This window comes from Alteribacillus sp. YIM 98480, assembly GCF_009765375.1.
In the GTDB taxonomy this organism is placed as follows: domain Bacteria; phylum Bacillota; class Bacilli; order Bacillales; family Marinococcaceae; genus Alteribacillus.
Map to the genome: position 1 here is coordinate 100,486 of NZ_VTOK01000002.1, position 20,964 is coordinate 121,449.

General features: G+C 33.1%; 30 protein-coding genes. 27 read left to right on the plus strand and 3 right to left on the minus strand.

All coding sequences use genetic code 11. The annotated features are described in order from the left end of the window. Positions 1–19: 19 nt before the first annotated feature. From FZF09_RS03205 to FZF09_RS03295, 19 genes are all read left to right on the plus strand, one after another. Positions 20–880, plus strand: a complete 861-nt coding sequence (locus tag FZF09_RS03205) for a hypothetical protein (protein WP_158735137.1) — start codon at positions 20–22, stop codon at positions 878–880. Positions 881–926: 46 nt separating this feature from the next. Further along, positions 927–1,400, plus strand: coding sequence for a hypothetical protein (locus FZF09_RS03210; RefSeq protein WP_158735138.1), 474 nt, complete (start codon positions 927–929; stop codon positions 1,398–1,400). An 18-nt stretch (positions 1,401–1,418) separates the two neighbouring features. Beyond that, on the plus strand, positions 1,419–1,880 hold the full coding sequence (locus FZF09_RS03215; RefSeq protein WP_158735139.1) for a hypothetical protein: 462 nt from the start codon (positions 1,419–1,421) through the stop codon (positions 1,878–1,880). 292 nt (positions 1,881–2,172) lie between these two features. Beyond that, a complete protein-coding gene (locus tag FZF09_RS03220) occupies positions 2,173–2,619 on the plus strand; it encodes a hypothetical protein (RefSeq protein ID WP_158735140.1) in 447 nt (148 codons plus the stop codon). A gap of 148 nt (positions 2,620–2,767) precedes the next feature. Beyond that, a complete protein-coding gene (locus FZF09_RS03225) occupies positions 2,768–3,613 on the plus strand; it encodes a tyrosine-type recombinase/integrase (RefSeq protein WP_158735141.1) in 846 nt (281 codons plus the stop codon). 226 nt (positions 3,614–3,839) lie between these two features. Beyond that, complete coding sequence (gene terL / locus FZF09_RS03230; protein ID WP_158735142.1) at positions 3,840–5,468, plus strand: phage terminase large subunit; 1,629 nt, start codon at positions 3,840–3,842, stop codon at positions 5,466–5,468. Positions 5,469–5,486: 18 nt separating this feature from the next. Then, positions 5,487–6,803, plus strand: a complete 1,317-nt coding sequence (locus FZF09_RS03235; RefSeq protein ID WP_158735143.1) for a phage portal protein — start codon at positions 5,487–5,489, stop codon at positions 6,801–6,803. Between the two features lie 2 nt (positions 6,804–6,805). Next, positions 6,806–7,681, plus strand: a complete 876-nt coding sequence (locus FZF09_RS03240; RefSeq protein WP_158735144.1) for a minor capsid protein — start codon at positions 6,806–6,808, stop codon at positions 7,679–7,681. 138 nt (positions 7,682–7,819) lie between these two features. Beyond that, positions 7,820–8,482, plus strand: coding sequence for a capsid assembly scaffolding protein Gp46 family protein (locus FZF09_RS03245; protein ID WP_158735145.1), 663 nt, complete (start codon positions 7,820–7,822; stop codon positions 8,480–8,482). A 175-nt stretch (positions 8,483–8,657) separates the two neighbouring features. Continuing rightward, the gene (locus FZF09_RS03250) at positions 8,658–9,428 is read left to right on the plus strand and encodes a phage major capsid protein (RefSeq protein ID WP_233269388.1); all 771 of its coding nucleotides are present in this window, start codon (positions 8,658–8,660) and stop codon (positions 9,426–9,428) included. A gap of 77 nt (positions 9,429–9,505) precedes the next feature. Further along, entirely contained in the window at positions 9,506–9,772 is a 267-nt protein-coding gene (locus FZF09_RS03255) for a hypothetical protein (RefSeq protein WP_158735147.1), read from the plus strand. Positions 9,773–9,787: 15 nt separating this feature from the next. Further along, positions 9,788–10,087 carry a head-tail connector protein gene (locus tag FZF09_RS03260; protein ID WP_158735148.1) on the plus strand — a complete coding sequence of 100 codons (300 nt, stop codon included), beginning with the start codon at positions 9,788–9,790 and terminating at the stop codon, positions 10,085–10,087. Then, positions 10,084–10,404 (plus strand): hypothetical protein, encoded by a 321-nt coding sequence (locus FZF09_RS03265; protein ID WP_158735149.1) that lies wholly within the window; start codon positions 10,084–10,086, stop codon positions 10,402–10,404. Before FZF09_RS03260 ends, FZF09_RS03265 begins: the two co-directional genes overlap by 4 nt. A 1-nt stretch (position 10,405) precedes the next feature. Then, positions 10,406–10,735: an HK97 gp10 family phage protein gene (locus tag FZF09_RS03270; protein WP_158735150.1), complete on the plus strand. Its 330-nt coding sequence runs from the start codon at positions 10,406–10,408 to the stop codon at positions 10,733–10,735. Continuing rightward, positions 10,732–11,175, plus strand: coding sequence for a hypothetical protein (locus tag FZF09_RS03275; RefSeq protein WP_158735151.1), 444 nt, complete (start codon positions 10,732–10,734; stop codon positions 11,173–11,175). Before FZF09_RS03270 ends, FZF09_RS03275 begins: the two co-directional genes overlap by 4 nt. A gap of 55 nt (positions 11,176–11,230) precedes the next feature. After that, positions 11,231–11,791: a hypothetical protein gene (locus tag FZF09_RS03280; protein ID WP_158735152.1), complete on the plus strand. Its 561-nt coding sequence runs from the start codon at positions 11,231–11,233 to the stop codon at positions 11,789–11,791. A gap of 107 nt (positions 11,792–11,898) precedes the next feature. Then, a complete protein-coding gene (locus tag FZF09_RS03285; RefSeq protein ID WP_158735153.1) occupies positions 11,899–12,225 on the plus strand; it encodes a hypothetical protein in 327 nt (108 codons plus the stop codon). Positions 12,226–12,269: 44 nt separating this feature from the next. After that, positions 12,270–12,542, plus strand: coding sequence for a hypothetical protein (locus tag FZF09_RS03290; RefSeq protein WP_158735154.1), 273 nt, complete (start codon positions 12,270–12,272; stop codon positions 12,540–12,542). Between the two features lie 3 nt (positions 12,543–12,545). Beyond that, positions 12,546–14,843: a phage tail tape measure protein gene (locus FZF09_RS03295; protein WP_158735155.1), complete on the plus strand. Its 2,298-nt coding sequence runs from the start codon at positions 12,546–12,548 to the stop codon at positions 14,841–14,843. Positions 14,844–14,986: 143 nt separating this feature from the next. On the opposite strand, the gene FZF09_RS03300 is transcribed toward FZF09_RS03295, so the two are convergent. The 3 genes from FZF09_RS03300 to FZF09_RS22600 form a co-directional block, all read right to left on the minus strand. Next, on the minus strand, positions 14,987–15,217 hold the full coding sequence (locus FZF09_RS03300) for a hypothetical protein (RefSeq protein WP_158735156.1): 231 nt from the start codon (positions 15,215–15,217) through the stop codon (positions 14,987–14,989). Positions 15,218–15,334: 117 nt separating this feature from the next. Further along, positions 15,335–15,472 carry a ribbon-helix-helix domain-containing protein gene (locus FZF09_RS03305; protein WP_158735157.1) on the minus strand — a complete coding sequence of 46 codons (138 nt, stop codon included), beginning with the start codon at positions 15,470–15,472 and terminating at the stop codon, positions 15,335–15,337. Positions 15,473–15,644: 172 nt separating this feature from the next. Then, positions 15,645–15,797 carry a hypothetical protein gene (locus FZF09_RS22600; RefSeq protein WP_199256749.1) on the minus strand — a complete coding sequence of 51 codons (153 nt, stop codon included), beginning with the start codon at positions 15,795–15,797 and terminating at the stop codon, positions 15,645–15,647. A 339-nt stretch (positions 15,798–16,136) separates the two neighbouring features. Here FZF09_RS22600 and FZF09_RS03310 point away from each other — a divergent pair, with 339 nt between their 5' ends. The 8 genes from FZF09_RS03310 to FZF09_RS03345 all read left to right on the plus strand — a co-directional run bounded on the left by FZF09_RS03310 (position 16,137) and on the right by FZF09_RS03345 (position 20,829). After that, positions 16,137–16,325, plus strand: coding sequence for a hypothetical protein (locus tag FZF09_RS03310; RefSeq protein ID WP_158735158.1), 189 nt, complete (start codon positions 16,137–16,139; stop codon positions 16,323–16,325). A gap of 89 nt (positions 16,326–16,414) precedes the next feature. Continuing rightward, entirely contained in the window at positions 16,415–18,094 is a 1,680-nt protein-coding gene (locus FZF09_RS03315) for a recombinase family protein (RefSeq protein ID WP_158735159.1), read from the plus strand. Positions 18,095–18,292: 198 nt separating this feature from the next. Then, positions 18,293–18,724, plus strand: a complete 432-nt coding sequence (comGD, locus tag FZF09_RS03320; protein ID WP_158735160.1) for a competence type IV pilus minor pilin ComGD — start codon at positions 18,293–18,295, stop codon at positions 18,722–18,724. After that, the gene (locus FZF09_RS03325; protein ID WP_158735161.1) at positions 18,711–19,028 is read left to right on the plus strand and encodes a hypothetical protein; all 318 of its coding nucleotides are present in this window, start codon (positions 18,711–18,713) and stop codon (positions 19,026–19,028) included. The genes comGD and FZF09_RS03325 overlap by 14 nt, the downstream gene beginning before the upstream one ends. Further along, on the plus strand, positions 18,988–19,449 hold the full coding sequence (locus FZF09_RS03330; protein ID WP_158735429.1) for a competence type IV pilus minor pilin ComGF: 462 nt from the start codon (positions 18,988–18,990) through the stop codon (positions 19,447–19,449). Before FZF09_RS03325 ends, FZF09_RS03330 begins: the two co-directional genes overlap by 41 nt. Beyond that, positions 19,446–19,793, plus strand: coding sequence for a competence type IV pilus minor pilin ComGG (gene comGG / locus FZF09_RS03335; protein ID WP_158735162.1), 348 nt, complete (start codon positions 19,446–19,448; stop codon positions 19,791–19,793). Before FZF09_RS03330 ends, comGG begins: the two co-directional genes overlap by 4 nt. Positions 19,794–19,876: 83 nt before the next feature. Further along, on the plus strand, positions 19,877–20,035 hold the full coding sequence (locus FZF09_RS23300; RefSeq protein WP_370514422.1) for a hypothetical protein: 159 nt from the start codon (positions 19,877–19,879) through the stop codon (positions 20,033–20,035). Between the two features lie 203 nt (positions 20,036–20,238). Further along, positions 20,239–20,829, plus strand: a complete 591-nt coding sequence (locus FZF09_RS03345; RefSeq protein ID WP_158735164.1) for a helix-turn-helix transcriptional regulator — start codon at positions 20,239–20,241, stop codon at positions 20,827–20,829. The last annotated feature ends 135 nt before the right edge of the window (positions 20,830–20,964 follow it).

Consider the following 20,964-nt stretch of genomic DNA (forward strand, 5'->3'; position numbering starts at 1 on the left):
TTGAAGGAGTTTGTTATTAATGAGCAATGGTAATCATAATGAAGAGTTCCGTAAAATTATGCAAGAAATAGCAGCAAAGGCATATCCAAGCCAACAAGTAATAAATCAAATCTTAGAACATCAAAGACAATGGGAAAAAGTCACTAAATCATTTGTTCAGCAAGTTGGTAGTCAGGTTAGAAGCGCTATTGAGTCATTGAAGCCTAATCTAACCAGGATTGTTGAATTGGCTAATCAAGCTGCTCTTACCCTTGAAGAATTTGAAGAAGAATTAGCTAAGTTGAATTACCCTCCTCTCTCATTACATATGAGCGCTGTTTATATTAAACTACTTCGAGATGAAATTAAAAGTGCAGAAAATGAAAAAGAAGCAGAGCAAATTTTAGATGAATTTATTGTTAACTTATATGATAATGAACATTTAGATGAATGTTTAGACATGTGGAAATCGTTTGAATGGTTGCAAGAAAGATATATTATTATTGAACAAATCATTCAAGCTCATAAACAAGGATTATATTATTTATCAACTCTTGCTGTATTCCCACAAATTGAAGGTATTTTAGCTGAGTTGTTTCCAGAAAAGAGAGAAAAGAATGGTAAGTTTTCAACACGGTGTATTAAAGAATCATTTAGAGAAATTTTAGCAGTGGAAAATGACAGGTTAGATCAAATGTGGGATAAATATTACGTTGATAACTTACTTGAAGGTTTTAAACATTTAGAGCCAATACAATATTTAAGTAGACATGCTTTAGCTCATGGTGCTGATTACAGCTATGGAACGCAAGTAAACTCAACAAAAAGTATTATGATCATGGAATATTTATTCACAAAAATTGAAATGTACTTTATAAACAACCTAGAAGATAATTCTTGATAATATGACCTATTCCTTCTAACATTAACTTGTTGGGAGGTAGTACATGGAAATAAATATCACTGCTGATTACATTCAAGGTTTAATTACTGGTGTAGCTGTTCCAGTAATATTGTTTATTATTTATCATTTCTTCATAGATAAACCTAAGCTGAACATCCAGTTTATTGAGCGTTCTTTACATTCATTTATAGGTATAAGTGATGGTATTGGTGGATATAAAATAGTCGATGAACAAGTAACTGAAGATAAAATTATGTATCATCTTTACTTAAAAATAGCTTTAAATAATACAGGTAAAAGGAAATTATCAGTCCAATCAATTTATATCAAGGATGATAAATTAAACAAACCCATACAATTAACTGATGAAGTAATTGATTTATTTGATGGTGATACCAAAATAAAAGAATTTAAAATATTTCTATCAAGTGAAGAATTTGAATGTATTGAGGAAAATAATTATGAGCTAATTGCTATAGATCACAAAAACAATAAAATAAAAATGGAAAAGAATTAACTCAAAAGGGGTGCGGATATGGGAAGTAAATTTGAAAGGAGAAGGAAAGAGCAAGAGAACTATAAAAAAGCACAAGAAATGTTTGAGAAGTACAAAAAAACGTTAGAGAAGGAAAAAGAATTATCCCCTCCTAAACCAGCAGAGAAAATTGATTTAACTGAGAATAGTTTTATTAGCAAGTGTTTAAATACTATCAAGACAATTAGGCGTTATAAACATAATAGTAAAACCACTAATGAACTGATTGATAGGCGGTTAAAATTAATTAATAGTACTCAGTCTTATGAAAACCCAGAAAGTATAGTAACATTAGATTTGAGTGATGTTCTAATTCCGAAAAAGGTATTAATGCTTATAGGTGAAGTCTATAATCATTCTGAGACTAGTAAACAAACTAAAGATCTAGTACGTTTTGAGCTTAATAAGTTACTTGGTTCAGAATATGATATAAAGGGTTTTTTAGATGATCCGATGTTTTAGTATTGTCATCCGAATGATGGATGGCTTTTTGTTTTGTCAAGTGATTTTGCTTTACAGTTATCTGTGGTGGAAATAAATAATGTGGATATAAAATTTTAAGATGAGTGTAAGGTGAAATGGCTTTACAAAAATGTGAGGATTTTGGGAAAGTGTGTATTGAATTTTCAATATGGTGTAAAGTGTTTTTGCTTTACGGGAAATGCAGTGAAATAAGGGAAAATGAAATATTAGTGATTATGGAATAAATAGGGCAAATGAGGTTTCGGATTGTTATAAGAAGGGGGTGAGGTAAATGCTAAAAGAAAGTCATAAAGAAATGATTGAAATGTATTATAGCGGAATGTACACAGCAAAAGAAATCACAGACAAATACGGCTATGCTGATAGGAAATCTCTGTATGATGTACTAAAGAAACCTGAAGCGAAAGAATATATTGAAGAGCTATCTAATGAATCACTCAAGGATGCATTACATACATTCAAAGTTTCATCTAAAGCATTATCAAAGAACATGCTTAAAATTGCTAATGGTGAAATTGAAGATACAAAGAAAGTTTATGCTCAATTGCAAGCACTCAATAGTATTCTTGAAAAGGCTGGACTTAATAGTAAAACACTTGTCATTGAAGATAAGAAAAGCAATGATGATGATTACAATGAGCTTATGGATATGTTAGATAGTAAGGAAGAAGATCAATCTGATAAGCAGCAGGGTGAAAAAGAAAATACAGAAGAGTAAGCGTTATTTTTTTATTTTCAAACTGTCTAGATAATAATAATTATCTTGATAGATGTTATCTTTAATGGTACAATTTACATATAGATTGGAACGATTAGAGATAATAAATCTGTCTAGATAATAATAAAGACGGTTTGGAGGATTAATTATGTTGGATGAATTTCATACTTATATTCAAGGAAAGTCTGATAATACTATTCGCACATACTTACAGAGAGTTAGTAAGTTTATTGACTGGCTTAGTGAACAATATGGTGAAGATGATCCTACAAATGTTACAGCATTAGACTTAAAGGAATTTCAAAAGCAATTAAAAGGATCAGCTTCAACAGTATCTCAATACATGTTTGCTGTTCGTTGTTATTGTGATTTCTTATATGAAAGAGGATACATTGAGAAAGACATATCAAAGTCAGTTAGAGTTAAGAAAGAAAGTAAAGCTACAGCACCTAAGACTCTAAGTAAGAATGAGTTTAATAAGTTCAGACGTATGATTCATTCAACAGATAATCCTTTGTATATTGCTATCATTGAACTGCTTATGGCTACTGGAATACGTGTTCATGAATGTACTTCTTTAACAGTGGATGATGTTACATTATCACAGAGAAAAGGAAGTATTAAGATTCAAGGGAAAGGTATCAAGGAAAGAGTTATTCCTTTGAACAATGACGCAAGGAAAGCCATATCCAATTACTTATTGTATCGAAGAGAAACAGACAGTGATAAACTTTTTATTGGTCAACGTGGTGCAATGAGTGATGATGGAGTTAGGAAATTAATTGATAGGTATAGAAAGAAAGCAGGTATTAAAAAGAAAGTAACTCCTCATATGTTACGGCATCAATTAGCTACTGAATTAATAAGAAATAAAAAGAAAGATTTGGTTATGGTTAAAGATATACTTGGTCATTCAAATATTAATACACTTTATGTGTACAGTAAGAGTACAGAAGAGGAACAAGCCGAAGCATTAGAAGACTTATATGAATGAAAGGCAATCACAAATAGTGGTTGTCTTTTCTTTTTATCTGTAATTCAAATTGGAAAATGAAAAGGGTGGGGGATTCTAATGACAGCAAAGAGTCTCTACAACAACACTTCTAAAAAAATCTGCCGTATTTTCTGCCCTTAAAAATTCATATTACATTCATTAATATTACAATCTATAATATTGCCTTACATAACATTAATCAATCCAATGAGAAAGGGGTGATACATTGCCAACAAATAAAACAAATCAATCTAATCAACTAAGCAAAAAAGAAAAACAACTCCTTCTTACATATCTAAAGAAGCATTTTAATCAATCAGAAATAAAACAACTACTCTCATCACATAAAAATAATTTAACTGGTCAAAATGGTTTACGTAAAAAATTAGCAGAATTAGATGTAGAATATTTTGCACTTGCTTATTTCCCTAAAGTATTTTGGCGTTCATTTGGAAACTTTCAACGAGAATTATTAGATGAACTTGATGAGTTACTACATAAAGAAGGGCAGCGTTTAATATATGCTGTACCACGTAACCACGGTAAATCCACTATAGTATCATTCTTAACTCCATTACACTTGATTCTCTTCAAGCGTATCCAATTTGTTTTATTATTATCTGCTTCAGATGATCTTGCTGTTTCACTAATGAATGATATAAAAGCTGAATTAGTATCAAATGATGCAATCATTGAAGATTTTGGAGAACTAAAGTCATCTGAAAAATGGTCAGCACAAGAGATTTGGTTAAAGAATGATTCTGCAATTATGGCACGTGGTATTCTAGGTACATTAAGAGGTATCAAATGGAAAGGTATTCGTCCTGAATTAGTTCTCTGTGATGACATGGTAACTGATGGAATGGTTGAAAGTGAATCAAAGAATGAAAAGGTTAAAAACTTGTTTAAAGAATCGGTTTTAAATCTGGGTGACTCCTATTCAAACTTTCTCCTAGTCGGTACAACATTAAGTGAAGATGATTTAATATCAGATATTCTTGATCCTTCTACAACAGGCTGGAAGAAAGTGAGAAAGCAAGCAGTTACATCATTTAGTGATGCTATTGATTTATGGTCAGAATGGGAATCTTTATATACCAATAGGGAAGATGAAGATAGGGAACAAACTGCCCTGTCTTTTTTTAATGCTCATAAAGGGGAAATGTTAAAAGGCACTTCTGTATTATGGTCTGAACGTTGGTCTTATTACGAATTAATGAAAAAGAAAATAGATGACGGTGAAATATCATTTTGGAAAGAGTTAATGAATGAACCTAAATCAGCGGGTGAATACATATTTCAAAAGCTTCAGTATTATAAAGAGCTTCCTGAATTATCTGAAATGGATATTGTCATGTACATAGATCCTGCCATTAAAGCAGGAAAAAGAAATGACTTCTCTGCAATAACTATTTTAGGTGAACATAAGAAAACAAAACAGAAATATGTCATAGATGGCAGTATGCATAAAGTATTGCCGGATGAATTATTTAAAATAGCGGCAAATAAAATAAATGATATCCCAGTTGACCGCATTGGTTTTGAATCTATACAGGCTCAATCCTATATGAAGACAAAGTTTGAAGAAACTCTGTGGAATAACAATATCTATCTGCCTATTATGGGTGTTAACTCTAAAGGCAAGAAAGAATCAAGAATAGAGAGTTTACAGCCTGAAGTCAATGCAGGTGATATTCTCTTTAACCCTGATAACCATGCATACAATACTCAAATCAAAGACTATTCAAGCAAAAGCAAGTACGATGATTGCCCGGATAGTCTATTTGGTGCTGTTCAAATGCTCAAGAAGAATAAACGTATTCAGACATTTGACCGCAAAGTATTAGGAATTTAATAAAAGGAAGGTGATACATTGGTTACACATGAACAATTAAAAGAAGCAATTAAGAAACACAAACAAGAGTTACCGCATTATCAAAAGCTCTACAATTATTATGTTGGAAAGCATGATATTCTTTATCGCAAGTTACCTGATCCAGAGAAACCAAATAATAAAATTGTTGCTCAATATCCTAAGAAAATTATTAATACTATGCTTGGTTACTTTGCCAGCGTTCCAATTTCTTATGTTTCTAAATCAGATAATGAAGATTTTCTGAATGAGTTGAAGTTAATCAATTACTTAAACAATGAAGAAGATGAAAACGCAGAATTAGCAAAGAACTTTTCCATTTTTGGCAAGTGTTATGAGCTATATTACATAGATAGAAATGGATTTACACGTTTTAAGCATTACTCTCCTCTTGAAATGTTTGTTGAGCAGGATATTAATGGTGACATTCTCTTTGCTGGTCGTTATTGGACAATAAGAGATAAAGATAATCAGAAAATCATGAAGATTGAGGTATATGATACTGAAGATATTTATTATTTTACTTCAACTGATAAAGGGAAAACATTCAAGCCTGATCTAAATGAAAGGAATAAAGAACATTATTTCGGTGAAGTGCCTGTTTCTATTTATCAAAATTCGGAAGAAGAAATAGGAGACTTTGAAGAATTCATTTCATTGGTCGACAGCATTGATAAATTATTATCTGATAGTGTAAATTCTGTGGAATCATGGGTTAACGCTTTTCTTGTACTTGGAGGAATGCAAGGGACTACTAAGGAAGACTTGGAGAAGATGAAACAAAACGGTGCTTTGTTGCTTGAAGATGTTACCCAAGCTAAGTTTCTTACCAAAGATGCTGATTCTGAATTTCAGAATAACTTATTTGAAACTCTTGATAACATGATTCATGAACATAGTGATACACCAAGATTAACTAGTGAAGGTTTCCAAAGTAATTTATCTAGTCAAGCGCTTAAGTGGCATCTTTTCGGATTAGAAACGAAGTCAGCCATGAAAGAACGTAAAATGGAAAAGGCTTTGCGGAAACGTATCAGAATGATTACGAAAATTTTGAATATGCAAGGCAAGTCTTATGATCCTGCTGATATTCGATTTAAGTTTACTCGTAACATTCCATCTGATGAGAGTGGAATTACTGATCAAATTGTAAAACTGTTTAACATTATACCAACTGAAACACTTCTAAGCTGGCATCCACGTATTCAACATCCAGAAAACGAAATAAAGAAACTACAAGAAGCACAAGATAGCATGGATCTTGAATCAAATTTGCAACAACTAAATCAGAATAGAATGAATCAAGCAGGTGATTAATCATGCTTGAAGATGAACTATTAAATGTATTGGCTCAGTTGTTGGATGAATCAGATCAGGATTATAAAAAAGTATTAGAACAGTATGATGTATCTAAAGAAAAGCTTGAAAAGTTAATATTCAAACTTTATAAAAAGCACTCTAATGAAGATGGAGAAATTGATTATTCTTCTGCTGTCACATCGGGAACTATGCGAGAAATTAATGAAACGATTGAAGAGGAATCAGAAACAATTGGTGCGCTTGAAGTAGCAACAATGACTGCTGTATTAGCAAGTACATATAGAAAATCTTATCATCAAACAGCTTTTACAATGGATCAAAACACTGACTTAGCTATTAATTTTAAAAAGCTTAATGATTCAATTGTTAATCAGTTTATTAAACAAGACTGGTCGGGGGCTATATTTTCTGACCGCATTTGGAGAAACCAAGCAGCTTTAAAAGATTCACTTAAAAGAAATCTTGAAAGAGGAATTAGAGAAGGTCAGAACATTAAAAAGATGGCAAAGTTATTTGATGAGGAGTTTGGCACAAAGCGTTTCCAGTCACAAAGACTTGTCCGTACTGAGACAGCATACATAATTACTGAAGCAAGAGAAAATGTGTACAAACAGAATGGTATTGAACAGGTACAGTGGTTAGCTACATTAGAAGGAAATACGTGTTCGGACTGTGCTGAGTTGGATCGGCAAGTTTGGAACATTGATGATTCTGCAAGACCTATCGTGCCTTTTCATCCAAATTGCCGGTGTGATATTATCCCTGTCATTCCTAATAATTTAGGCTCTGATATGCGCAAGGACAACGAAACAAAGGAATATGTAAAAAATCAATCGTATAAAGAATGGGCTAAGGATAAGGGTATTGAAGTTTAAATTTAATCACTTTCAAAGTGGTTAACATTGATATATCAATGGTTTTGACCTGAATAGGTCGTTAAACTGTTCAATAAAAAACAAAAGAACATGCAGGATTGATTACAATACTGTATGGTCTATGGAGGTTAAGTACATATGAATTTAGAAGAAATTAAACAATGGATTGAAGCAAATAAAGAAGATCAAGAAGTAAAGGACTACATTAACGGTATTGCACCTGAAAAGGAAATTACAGTTGATGGGGTTAATGAATTTCTTGATACTGATGAAGGTAAGAAGTTGTTACAACCGATGCTTGATAAATATCATGCAAAATCGCTTGAAAGCTGGAAGTCAAAGAACCTTGAAAAGATCATTTCTGATGAGCTTCAAAAGCGCACATCTGATAAGGATGATAAAGACATTGCTATGGATGAAATGAAGAAAGAAATTGAAGCAATTAAGCGTGATAAGCTCAAAGAGTCACTGAGAAACTCTTCTTTCAAGTTTGCTACTGATAATTCATTACCGACCGATTTGATTGATTATTTCATTAAAATTGAATCGGATGATGATGAGACAGGAACAAAGAGTAAGCAAGCAACAGAGGAGAATCTTAATACGTTCAAGGAAATTTGGTCTAATCATTTACAAACTACTGTGAATGAAAAGCTAAAGTCTAATGGTCATGAACCAAAAGGTGGTAACAATGAAAATAAAAAATCAATTACCTTTGAACAGCTTCAAAGTATGTCTACTGAGGAAATTGCTTCATTAGATCAAGATGTAGTGAATGAAGCATTAAAGCAAGCAAAATAAAAGTAAATCGTAAATTTGACATGTAAGGACTTGGTTAATGAGCCATGTCTATTTTTTTATGTCTTTTTTAAGCTTTAAGACGATAAAGAAAAAGCAAAAATAATTAATTCAGAAAAGGAATGATGTAATAATGTCAGTAAATAGTTTCTTACCAACAGTTTGGGAAGCACGTCTAATGGGGAATTTTACAAAGGAAAGTGTAGCAGCAGCTATTACTACTGCACCAACAAGAACAGAAGGAAAAACAGTAACATTCAATAAAGCAGGAGATGTTACTGTTTCTGATTACGATGGATCTATTAATTGGGAAGAAGTTTCTACTACAGCTGTAGATTTGAACCTTGATCAGAAAAAATACTTTGCATTTTCAGTTGATGATGTTGATGCAGTTCAAGCTTCAGGGGATATGGTTGATACATTTGTTTCAAATGCATCTGGAAGTATTCAAGAAGAAGTAGATTCTTACGTGTTTGGTCTGTACACTGAAGCACATGAAGATAATGTTATTGGTGACGACACTGAACCGGAAAGCGTAACAAAAGATAATGCATATGACTACATTGTTGATCTCGGTACTAAGCTTTCTAAGAAGAAAGTACCTAAGAATGATCGTTATGTAGTTGTAAACGCTGAATATCTTGGATTGCTTTCAAAAGATGACCGCTTTTCTTCTAATCCAACAGTACTTGAAAATGGTGTCGTTGAAGGTCAAGTAATCAACGGTATGCAAGTTGTAGTCTCTGAGGAGCTTTCCACTAACGAAAACGGTGATTACAAAGTAATTGCTATGCATCGTTCGGCTATTGGTCATGATACTCAAGTAGATGATGTTGAAGCACTTCGACTTGAAAGCCAGTTTGCAGACGGTGTACGTGGATTGTCTGTATATGGTGCTACTGCTCTTCGTCCTGAAGCAATGGCAGTACTTACAGCCTCCATTGGATAATAATTTCACATACTATATTTAAAGGGATAGAGTCATTACTCTATCTCTTTTTTAATGTTTTCTGAAAGGGTGAAACAATGAAATTTAAAAATAAAAAAACAGGTTTAACTTGGGATGTTTTGCATCCAGCACATATTAAACGCTGTAAAAATGATCCGAATTATGAAGAAGTAAAACAAAAAGCTAAAACAAAACCAAAAACGCAACCTAAAAAAGATGAAAAGGTTGAAGATGATAAGCAGGACAACAAACAACCTGAAACTGAGAAGGTTGAAAATAAACCGAAACAAAACACAACTGAATCAGCAACAAAAGCTGAAACAGCAGAAAAGAAGTCAGAATAAAGGTGAGGTGATAACATGGCTTCACTTACGAATATTAAACTAATCATTGGTATTAGTGATGATTCAAAAGATGATTTATTGAATCTCTATATAAGTCGGGCTGAATCATTTGTTAAACAATATTGTAATATTGAGGAGCTTAATGAGGTTCAATCCGCAATTGTTGAGGATATGACAGTTTATTTGTATCGAAATAATGGCATTGAGAATATTTCCTCTGAATCAAAAGGAAGTCTTAGTGAAACATATCGTGATCTTATACCTGATCATCTTATCAAAGCTTTAAACAGCCATAAACGGATGAGATACATATGAGACTTACAAAAGATTTTTATATCGTTGAAGAAATTGAGGGCGAAATTGTTGACTATGATGAGTTAGATCGTCCTATTTACGCTGAAACAGATTATGAGTACCGTCATTTTTTAGGTGAGCTTGAACCTTATTCTGCTCAATTGGCAGAACATAACTATGGATTATATATTGAAGTGACTCATAGAGTTTTCTGTGAACCAAACGAGAGAATTAAAATAGGTGAAACAATTACATATGAAGATGAAAAATATCATGTTACAGAGTGTTTGCGGTATGACAAGCATTATGAAGTCATGTTAAAGAAAGGAGACATGTGATATGGCTCTTAACATAGACAAAGCAATACAAGATGTAAGGCAAAAAAGAGAAAAAGTAGCAACAGATATTTCAATGTTGCTGGAGCGTGAAGCAAAACAAAAAGCACCGGTTTTAACTGGACATTTGAGAAGAAATACAAATGCTGAAGCTGAACATAATGATGATTCAAGCAGTATTACAGTTGGAACTAATAATGTGGAATATGCTGAAGCTGTACATGAAGGTTCTTTAGTGAAACAGACTCAAGGTCAACCATATATTAGAGATTCAATTGAAATGAATATGCAGCAAATGCAAAAGATGATTCAGGATGGAATGAAAACATCATGATGACAGAAATATATCAATATTTAAACGCTGATACTGAATTATGTGAGTTACTTGAACATTCCCCTCAAGAAGAACGGCTAAAAATATTTCTTGGTCGTCCCCAGTCTTTTTCCCCACATCAAGTAAATGACAAAGGCAGTTTTATTGACTATCCTTATATCGTTTACCGAGTTGAGCCATTTTCACAGGCTGTAATGACTTCTGATTATCGTGTGCAAGTTATACTTGTTTCATCTGATGATATTCTTATGTCTCAGATTTCAGATAGATTGCTTAAATTATTAGACTTTACAAAGCCTTATGTGGAAAGACCGTCAAATGTAGTTAATGATACAGTAGTTCTTAACTCACAATTACAAAATGGTGGGAGCTTACAGTATCACGAAAATGAAAATGTATTTGAACAGATTCAGTACTTTCTAGTCCGTGTAAAGGGGTAGATTTTTTTATTATATTTAACTTTAATAATTTAAATTGTGAAAGGAATGATTATAAATGGCAGAAGAACAGTCCATTTTATTTGGTGCAGGTGAAATTTTTATTGTACCGGATGATATTGATGTTGATAGTGCGACAGACGAAGAAATTGAAGATGCACTGGTAAAAATTGGAGAAAGTTCCGGGGAAGCGACCCTAAATTACTCTGGTGAATTCGCTGATGTAAGAGGGGGTAAACACAATCAAATTCTTGCTTCATTCATGACCTCGGAATCGACAAATTTTAATTGTGGTGTGGTAACTTTTGATTTATCAAAGATTAGTGAATTTTTACCTGGCTTTTATAATGAAGAAGAGGATGCAGATGGGAATGTAACGGAACGTACGTTAGGACTTGGAGGTAAAACATCTGTTCCTGTTAAGCAATTACGTTTTGTCCATGAGAAACGTCAGGATGGAAAAGATATATACGTTGATATGTGGAAAGCTCAGAATAGAAGCGGTCTTGAAATGACATTCTCCCCTGAAGCTGAATCAGTTTTTAACATGGAGTTTACTTTACTAGCTGATGACAGCAAGAGTGATGGAAATATTGTACGAATTACGGAAGAGCTTTAATTGATTAAATGAGGGTGAAATTATTCACTCTCTTTTTTTATTTTATATATCAAGTTTGATTGCGCAATCAAATTTAAAAAATCTAAATCACAAAGGAGACATGACACATGAGCAATATTATTGATCTTTCTATTTTAACAGCAGAGCCTTTAGAACTTAAATTTTCAGAGGATGATACATTTACTATTCCAGCAGAGCCTACTGTTGCTCTAGTGAATCAATTACTTGATTTTGAGCAAAAGGCAAGTAAATCCAAATCTAACAAGGAGCAATTTAATTTATTTGTAAAAATGGCAACGTTGATTTTACAGCAAGATAATTCAAGAGAAATTGATCAAAAGTTTGTAGAAAATAACGTCAGTATTTCACAAATGCGTAAGATTGTTGAGTTATATAAAGATAAAGTACAAGAGAATGCAACGTCAAAAAACTAAAAGTTCCCTACTATCCAACAGGTAAAAAGGATAGTGGGGGTTTTTTGTATGGAGATAAAGATGAATATGAACTATTCAGTGATTTTGCTTTACTGGCTCATTATTATCATTTCTCTCACGAACAGATTATGAATCTTCCTCATTCACATTTTCTTGCTTACATAAAACAAGCACACATTAAAGAATTACAGAAATCTGAAGAAGGCAGAGAATATCTAAGTAAAGCTTATCGTTACATGAATCCTAGAGTGGACGCTGATATTAATGCTATTCGTTCGCTTACTGGTTACACCTCCACAAAGAAAGGGGGTGAATAATTCATGGCATATGATTTAGGAAGCTATCAAGCTGAAATAAAAGTTGATGATTCACAACTTACAAAAGGCTTAAAAGAAGCTGGAAAAGGCATGGAAAATACCGAGAAAAAAGGTTCTAAAATGGGAAAAGTCTTGGCTGGTGGTGTAATGGGAGCAGTTGCCGGACTAGGAACAGCTCTAGTTGGAATAGGAACTGCTGCTTTTAACGCTGGTCAAGATTTTGAGGAAGCAAGTAATATTATTAGAACTGGTACAGGTGCAACAGGTGATGATTTAGCTGATTTAGAAGATAGTTTTAAGAATGTATTTAAAGATGTACCGCAAGATTCTGAGGAAGTAGCAACAGCTTTAGCAGATTTAAATACTAGGACAGGCGAATCAGGAGAGGAATTAGAAGAGCTTTCTAAACAATATCTTGATTTATCTCGTATTAGTGGTGAAGCATCTGATGAACTCATTGAAAGTGGTTCAAGAGGTTTTGAATCATGGGGCATTGGTGCTGAAGAATCAGCCGAGAAAATGGACAACTTGTGGAAAATTGCTCAAACAACTGGCGCTGGTGTCGGTGACTTAATGAATCAAATGGATCAGCATGGTGCTACGATGAGGCAAGCAGGCATGGAATATGATGACGCTGCATTACTCATGGGGAACCTTGAAGCAGCAGGTTATGATGCTGATACTGCTATGTCTGCTTTTTCAAAAGGTATTGCAAACATTGCTGAAAGTGGTCAAGATCCAGCCGAGGTATTACCCGGAGTTGTTGAAGAAATTGAAAACATGGGCGATTCTAGTGATGCCACACAACTTGCTATTGATACATTCGGTAAACGTGCTGGTCCCGAATTAGCAGAAATGATTCAATCAGGTGCATTCTCTATTGAAGAATTAGAAGAAACAATTGCAGGAAGTTCCGAAACAATTGATAAAGCTGGAGAAGATACCCTTACACTTGGTGAGCGTTTTCAAATGTTTAAAGATAGTGCCATGACTGCTTTAATGCCAATTGGTGAAACACTTATGGATGTTGCAGAATCGGCTTTACCTGTTTTGCAAGATGCAATGGAAAGCACATTTGCTTATATTGAAGAAATTATAAACTGGTTTAAAGAAAATATTGGCACTATGTCAGATGAAACAGGCGTTACATTTGATGAGATAAAACAAACATTAACTGAATTCGCAACAACTATTGAAGAAATATTTAATACTATAGTTGAAATCGCTACAGAATTATGGAGTATGTTTGGCGATACTCTTATTGAGTATGCTACAAATACTTGGGAAAATATGACAACAATCATACAAGGTGCGCTAGATATCATTCAAGGCATTTTTGATACGGTGCTAGGTATATTGACTGGTGATTGGGAAAAAGCATGGGAAGGTATTCAACAGCTTACAGAAGGTGTCCTAGAAGTCTTAGAAGCTGTTATATCTCAAGCGCTCAATACTATAGAAACAGTCGTAAATACTGTTCTCACGGCTATTTCTGAAATATTTGGAGATATTTGGGAAGGTATTTACTCGGCAGTGGAATCAGCAATTAGTGAAACAGAAGATACTATATCAAGTACCCTTGACTCTATCTCTTCTACTACATCAAATATTCTGTCCTCTATTTCTGATACATTTTCCAATATTTGGGATAATATCAAATCAACTGTATCTAATCTAATTAGCGACACTTCCAGTAGTGTAAAAAATACAATTGAAACTATGAAAAGCAATGTCTCAAGTACATTTGATTCAATTTACTCAACAGCAGAACGTATTTTTAACAAGATTAAAAATGCTATTTCGAATCCAATTACAACAGCTAAAGATACGGTACTCAGAATGATTGAAAATATTAAGGATGCTTTCAATTTTTCTTGGAGCATACCAAAGCCCAAAATTCCTAACGTTTCAGTAGATATGAAAGAAAACAGTTGGGGTATTCCATATCCTGATTTTAATGTTTCATGGCACAGAAAAGGCGGTATCTTTGATGAGCCTACTATTGCAGGGCTTGGTGAAGCAGGGAAAGAAGCTATAATGCCATTAGTAGGAGATGAAATGAATCCTTTTGCTGATGCTGTTTACAACAGGCTGCAAGACAATATTAATAGAGGAGACACAACAAACAATAATAATACAAATAATAATACTGAGGTTTCAAATGAAATTAATTTAAACAGCACTTTTAACTTTGATGTTAAACATAAGCTTGATAAAAAAGAAATGAAGAGAATTTCTAAATACATATCTACAGAGCAAGTTAAAAGATTGGAGAAAAGAGGTGTTAGGTTTAAAATATAAATATATCCCAATTTACCCTACTTACTAAAAAGTGAGTGGGGTATTTTTGTCTAATGTCACTAGATCCTTCTAATACTCCCATAAATTATTCACTTTAAAATCAAGGCGTTTTTTAGTTTGGACGAGGGAATCTCTCCTTTTTATTAAATGCTAATCGTATTCCCTCGTCCGTCTTTCCAACCGTCAACATCTTTTCCGTTATCAAGATCCTTAATGATTTTTTCTTGGTTATCTAAGTCAGCAGGTGTGATTGTCGCTACCACTTCGCCATTTTCTTTTACAACCATAAATTCGTGTAAATCCCCATCAAATTTTACTTCGTTGACCTCGTATAAAAGATATCCGTCTTTATCCTTGCGCTCCCATGTTTTCATTGTTCATTCTCCTTCCGGGGATGGCTGCTACCTGTGGTGTTTATTTTGTCTGTGTTGTCTAACATTCTATCTTTATTATAAATTATTTGTCATGACATGTAAATACAATAAAGTGAATTACTTTTTGTTATTTTCCACGTACTCTTCAATCCACTTTCGCACCAACAGAGAAGGGGTTTGAGCGTTGTCCTTTGCTTCTTTTTTAAACTGATCATACAATTCATTCGGTATTCTAACTTGCATTTTTTTATCCAATTCAATCGTCCTCCAGATAGGGGCTTTATGATATTTTTCTTCTTCAATTTACTTCTCGTTCGCATCTGTTTGATTTGTTAACCTTAGTATATCATGACATGTCATGACTAACCAATCGGATATAGAAAAATAATTCAAAATAAATAAAGAGCAGGTTTAATTCCTGCTCTCTTCATTTAAATAATTTCCCTAATAATCTCCCTGTTCCTTTACCTGCAATTCTCCTTCCAACTCTCTTTCCTACTGTTCCCCGTTTAACAGCATTAATGTCTCCAAGAATCTTAGCAGTTTTATATAATGCACTTCTTAATTTATTAATGCTCATTTCTACCTATCCTTTCTCGTAAATCATTTAACCTTATTATACTAGTACTTTTACAAAACAACCATATATTTGTAATTTCATAACAACGATAAAATGTAATTTAATTTATGTAATAAAATTATAAGTTGATATAGCAATACTTTGAGACAATAAATTTATTTAAAAAACCGGTAAAGATAATTTAAAAAAGTAATATATTATAATTTATGTATTAAAAAAAGTCAATAAATTTAGCGAAATTAATTGTTTTGTGTCTAAAGTTGTGATAGTTTTGAATCATGTTGCAGAGTTTTTTTCCATTTATTTTGTAGCAAATTATTTTTTTGGAGGAATGCGATAATGAAACAGTATGAAGTGTTTGCAGCAGAAACAGCAGTATTGAGTGTAGAAGTTACAGGTGAAACTTCTGAAGATGCATTAAATAAAGCTCAAGATATCTTTGATAATCAGATAAAAAGAAGCAATTTAATTAAAGTCCATGACGATAGATTGATAATTGAAAGAATTTTTAATGATGAAGAAGAATAAGAAAAGAATATAGCTGAGGTATAGTTATATCATTTGTAGTATTCTCAAACATCCTTTGCTATTATTGTGATATATGGAGGTGTTTGACAATGAAAAAAGAAAAAGTTGCTGTTTATACAAGAGTTAGTACAAATCACGAAGAACAATTAACTTCCATGAAAAATCAAAAAGATTATTATACATCTTACTGTTCAAGAAATGATTATGACCTTACCAAGATATATGCGGATGAAGGATTGTCAGCTACTTCAACCAAGAGAAAGGCATTTTTAGAAATGATACACGATGCAGGGTTAGAAGTTGTTAAAAATGAAAACACAAACGATATTGATTTTTATTTATCATATAGAAAACCAAAGTTTAAATACATTATTACAAAGGATGTAACAAGATTTTCTAGAAATGTTGATATTACTAAAACTATTCGTAATCTTAGGGAAAAAGGAGTATATATAGTTTTTGAAAATGCAGGATTCTCTACAGAAGAAAATGATTGGGAATTGAGAACAGGTATTCTACTTCTTTTTGCACAACAGGAGTCATTGGACAGATCAAAAAAAGTAGAATGGGCGTATAAACAACGTGCAAAAAAAGGTATATTCCATATGACTGTTCCTTTATATGGATACAGTTATGATCCTAACACTAAAGAAGTTTCTATTGTGGAAAAAGAAGCTGAAATTGTAAGAGAAATTTTTGATATGTACGCTAATAAAAATATGGGTGCAACTTTAATTGCTGTTGAATTAAACGAGAGAGGTTTAAAAAGCAAGAAAGGTAAGAAATGGAGATCTGATCAAATTAGACGAATGATAAGGAATGAAAAGTACAAGGGATGGCTTGTTAGTAATAAATGGACTTCAACAGGAATCACAGGAAGCAATAGAAAAATACATCGTCCTGAAGATGAATGGATAACACACGAAGGCGTTATACCAGTTATCATTGATGAAGAAACTTGGGATAAAGCAAATGAAATACTGGATAATCGCACCCTTGAAACCAAAACTGGTGAAACAAAAGGCGGTAGACGGATTGAAAATATTTTTCATGGGAAAATGTTTTGTGATAAATGTGGAAATGAGTATATCCGTCATACAGCACACAAATTTAGAGCCGGTGAAAAAGTAAAAGAGTACATCTATATGTGCAGAGGGAAAAGATACCAAAAAACATGTGACAACAAAGGAATTTCACATAATGTATTAGAACGAATACTTGTTAAATTTGGTCAAACAACCCTTCCTCATTCATTAAGTATAAAAACAGGTCATGAAAAAACAGCAAGAGACTTTATGTTGGATGAAATTGATGAACGTATAAGCGAAATTGATGTAGTACGGAAAGAGATACAAGGTAAAATTGATGAAAAATCAAATGAAGTGACTAAGTTATTTAATAATTTCTTAAGTTCTGATGCAAGTCAAACAATTAAAGATGCTACTGAAAAAAGAATTGAAGAATTAGAAGATGAGAAGAAAAAACTTGAAAAAGAATTATTTGAAAACTCACCAGCTTACTTAGAAAAGATGAAAGATGAAATTAAACTAAGATATGAAAAAGTTTTAGAAATGGCAGGGAAAGAGTATTTTTCATTTGATGAAGTGTTAGAGTTGTTGGATGAAATTAAAATACAAGAAACCAAAGAAAATAAAGGTAAAAAAGATAAAGAAAGAACGATCGAAATTAATATGGCTATTCCATCCTTAATTATTGACGAGTTGTCCGAACTCCCACACTTATATCATATTGATGTAGAAAAATATTGAAAATAGAACTGTTGTTCGCTTGTATTAAACTACTAATATTCAATTATTGGAGGCTCAAGTAGGAGCGTACGAGGTCGAATTTAATGAAAAACCTGAATCACTTGAAGCGTTAAAAGATGCAGAATATGTAGATCGAATTGTATGTCCAGATGATTCGACACTGATATTGGTTGATGGAAGTGTGCAGAAGGCTGACGAATGAACAAAGGACACACATTAGTGGAGATGCTGATTGTTCTGCTTGTTATTACGGCAGCAATCGGCATCCCTCTTTTATCTTTTCAGTCTTTGAAAGAAAAAGCTTCTATTTACTATTTTCTAGAGGTTCTTGCAGCTGATATTAGGTTCTCTCAGCAATATGCTTATGCGAATGAAAAAATGGTGTTTTTCAATATGCAAGATAATTATTATTACGTCAGGACAACGGAAATGGCTGCTGAACCTTTGAAGAAAAGAAAGATTCCAAACGAGGTGAAATTTGAAAAAGGCTCACTGGATTTGCGTGATGTAAGCTATAACCAAAAAGGTAATATTAAAAAAGCAGGTACTATCTTAATACACACACCAAAAACAAACTACAGGCTTGTGTTTCTTTTAGGTAAGGGGCGGTTTTATATTGAAGAACGTTGAAAAAGGAATGACTTTATTAGAGACAGCAGGGGCTTTAACCCTTCTTATATTTTCCGTTGTCTTTCTGCTGCCTGTTTACTCCCTGATAATAAGTGAACAGCAGTCAATTATACAAGAAAGGACAGCTCTTTACCTTCTAGAAAAAAAAGCTCTCTCTATACAAGAGAATAATCATGACACTTCATGGTATGTTGATGGTTATGATTTGCAAATAACCTATTTAGATGAAGGAAGAGATATTTGTGTTACGTGGGAGGGAAGCAATGAAAGAAAATATAAAAAATGTATTTTTGTTTTACCGTAAAAATCAAGGGATGACATTGATAGAAGTATTAACCGCCCTAACTATAACATTGGTATGTGTTAGCATCATCATATTTTACGTGCCACTGTTAAAGGCTTCATTCCAAACATCTGGACAAGATATTCACATGTTTTTTCAACAAATTAAAGATGATTTAAACAATGCTTTTCAAATACAGATAAATGAAAATGAACTGCTCATATATGATGAAGAGGAGAATTACCGATACTATCAGTCTAATTCAAACATTATCCGTAGTAAAAGTGGTGCAGGGTATGAAATTGTATTGCAAGGAGTTAAGAAACTAGATGCAAGTTACCAGGATTACGGTGCAGATTTAACAATCACAGATACAAACGGGGTGGAATGGGACGCAGCTTTAGGATTCCGTCCATCTGTCGAAAGGGGAACCAAGGAGTGAAGCAAAAAGGAGCTATAATGCCTATAATCTTAATCATTTGCTTTTTATTTTCTGCACTGCTTCTTTTTCAAGTTAAGATATATGTGAATGAAAAACAAAATATAAGGCATGAACATCGTGTGTTAACACTTGAGTGGATGCTTCGAAATGCGGAGAAACAATTGGTTGAGGATGAAAAGTATGTAAGTGAAAGAGAAGGTTCCTACGATTTTCCTAATGGTGAAGTTTACTATCAAACGAAAAAAGAACCGGAAGGCAGTTTTAGCATTCAACTTCGCGCGAAAGATAATTTAGGAAATGAAAGAAATCATGATTTTTATATGGAAAACGAGCAGGGAGAATAAAGATAATTTTTCAAGGCTAAGCTAAACATAATAAATCATTTGAAAGGAAGTTAGCGTTGAAACCACATCCATTCGTCAAATATTTGACGCAGCAAATTGTTGAAGCATTAGATAATCGGGTGACACAAAAGTCAAAAGTTTCTACGTCTAAAAATCTATACAGCTTTTGGACAAGATGGTTTGGGATGCTTCCTTATTCTATAAGTGTGACATTGAGGAAAATGAAAAGAATTAGGAACTAGTCAAATAGTTACATTTTTTTTATGAATTATATTTATGATTAGATGCCCCTGTAATATAATAATACTCAGAACACCAGAGGGGGTGTAGTAATGGAACAAAAAACACTAAAGCTAACCAATGTACTGGCCGATCCGACAAGGTTTTCTATTTACGAATATATTTTAACTTACGTTCAAAAGTAACCGTGCTAGATATCGCCGAAATGTTTGGTATACATGCGAATGTAGCACGCCTGCACTTAACAAAATTAGAAGATGTTTCCCTGCTTGCCTCAGACACCAAAAAAAGTGGAAAAGGGGGGCGGCCAAGTCGTTTTTACGAGGTATCAGATAAGGTTGTACAAATTCAGTTCCCATTTCGAGATTATGAGCGATTAGCAGAACTAGCTATGCAATCCCTCGTAAAATTTGGAGAAGATGGAAAAAAGGAACTTCAAAAAATTGGGGAAAATTTCGGTAAAGAAGCTGTTGACCATTATATGTATTACATAAATACTTCAGGTAACTCTTTATCTTTAAAAGAAAAAGTCGATGTTATTAGAAAAGTTGCTGTACAGCAGGGTTTAAATCCTGAAATATTTTTGACGGAAAACAATAGGTATGTTACTTTCCGGATTTATAATTGTCCATATAAAGGTTTAATAGGTAAACATGCAAGTTCTTTATGCAGCATGCATCATGCTATGATTGAAGGCATGTTTGAATCGGTTTTTCCTGCTGCAGACGTGGAAGAAGAGGCTTTAATGGCAGGTGGAGAGTTTCCATTCTGCTCTTATAGAGCAGTCCGTTTATAATTTAGAAAGTATGCATTTAAACATTTACAAGTATTGATGCCCTCATATATAATAAGTGTAGTAATTTTTTATCCAATTGGTAATACTATAAGCAGATCCGAATACTGCACTAGTGACACTATTAAATAAAGAAGA

Bases quoted from the DNA above. Each gene is read 5' to 3' on its own strand.
- FZF09_RS03220 (WP_158735140.1), top strand. From the start codon at position 2,173: ATGCTAAAAGAAAGTCATAAAGAAATGATTGAAATGTATTATAGCGGA.
- FZF09_RS03315 (WP_158735159.1), top strand. From the start codon at position 16,415: ATGAAAAAAGAAAAAGTTGCTGTTTATACAAGAGTTAGTACAAATCAC.
- FZF09_RS03225 (WP_158735141.1), top strand. From the start codon at position 2,768: ATGTTGGATGAATTTCATACTTATATTCAAGGAAAGTCTGATAATACT.
- FZF09_RS03275 (WP_158735151.1), top strand. From the start codon at position 10,732: ATGATGACAGAAATATATCAATATTTAAACGCTGATACTGAATTATGT.
- FZF09_RS03280 (WP_158735152.1), top strand. From the start codon at position 11,231: ATGGCAGAAGAACAGTCCATTTTATTTGGTGCAGGTGAAATTTTTATT.
- FZF09_RS03310 (WP_158735158.1), top strand. From the start codon at position 16,137: ATGAAACAGTATGAAGTGTTTGCAGCAGAAACAGCAGTATTGAGTGTA.
- FZF09_RS03330 (WP_158735429.1), top strand. From the start codon at position 18,988: ATGAAAGAAAATATAAAAAATGTATTTTTGTTTTACCGTAAAAATCAA.
- FZF09_RS03260 (WP_158735148.1), top strand. From the start codon at position 9,788: ATGGCTTCACTTACGAATATTAAACTAATCATTGGTATTAGTGATGAT.
- FZF09_RS03300 (WP_158735156.1), bottom strand. From the start codon at position 15,217: ATGAAAACATGGGAGCGCAAGGATAAAGACGGATATCTTTTATACGAG.
- FZF09_RS03270 (WP_158735150.1), top strand. From the start codon at position 10,406: ATGGCTCTTAACATAGACAAAGCAATACAAGATGTAAGGCAAAAAAGA.
- FZF09_RS03240 (WP_158735144.1), top strand. From the start codon at position 6,806: ATGCTTGAAGATGAACTATTAAATGTATTGGCTCAGTTGTTGGATGAA.
- FZF09_RS03210 (WP_158735138.1), top strand. From the start codon at position 927: ATGGAAATAAATATCACTGCTGATTACATTCAAGGTTTAATTACTGGT.
- FZF09_RS03245 (WP_158735145.1), top strand. From the start codon at position 7,820: ATGAATTTAGAAGAAATTAAACAATGGATTGAAGCAAATAAAGAAGAT.
- FZF09_RS03265 (WP_158735149.1), top strand. From the start codon at position 10,084: ATGAGACTTACAAAAGATTTTTATATCGTTGAAGAAATTGAGGGCGAA.
- FZF09_RS03295 (WP_158735155.1), top strand. From the start codon at position 12,546: ATGGCATATGATTTAGGAAGCTATCAAGCTGAAATAAAAGTTGATGAT.
- FZF09_RS03255 (WP_158735147.1), top strand. From the start codon at position 9,506: ATGAAATTTAAAAATAAAAAAACAGGTTTAACTTGGGATGTTTTGCAT.
- FZF09_RS03215 (WP_158735139.1), top strand. From the start codon at position 1,419: ATGGGAAGTAAATTTGAAAGGAGAAGGAAAGAGCAAGAGAACTATAAA.
- FZF09_RS22600 (WP_199256749.1), bottom strand. From the start codon at position 15,797: ATGAGCATTAATAAATTAAGAAGTGCATTATATAAAACTGCTAAGATT.
- FZF09_RS03250 (WP_233269388.1), top strand. From the start codon at position 8,658: ATGGGGAATTTTACAAAGGAAAGTGTAGCAGCAGCTATTACTACTGCA.
- comGD (WP_158735160.1), top strand. From the start codon at position 18,293: ATGAACAAAGGACACACATTAGTGGAGATGCTGATTGTTCTGCTTGTT.
- FZF09_RS03285 (WP_158735153.1), top strand. From the start codon at position 11,899: ATGAGCAATATTATTGATCTTTCTATTTTAACAGCAGAGCCTTTAGAA.
- FZF09_RS03345 (WP_158735164.1), top strand. From the start codon at position 20,239: ATGTTTGGTATACATGCGAATGTAGCACGCCTGCACTTAACAAAATTA.
- FZF09_RS03205 (WP_158735137.1), top strand. From the start codon at position 20: ATGAGCAATGGTAATCATAATGAAGAGTTCCGTAAAATTATGCAAGAA.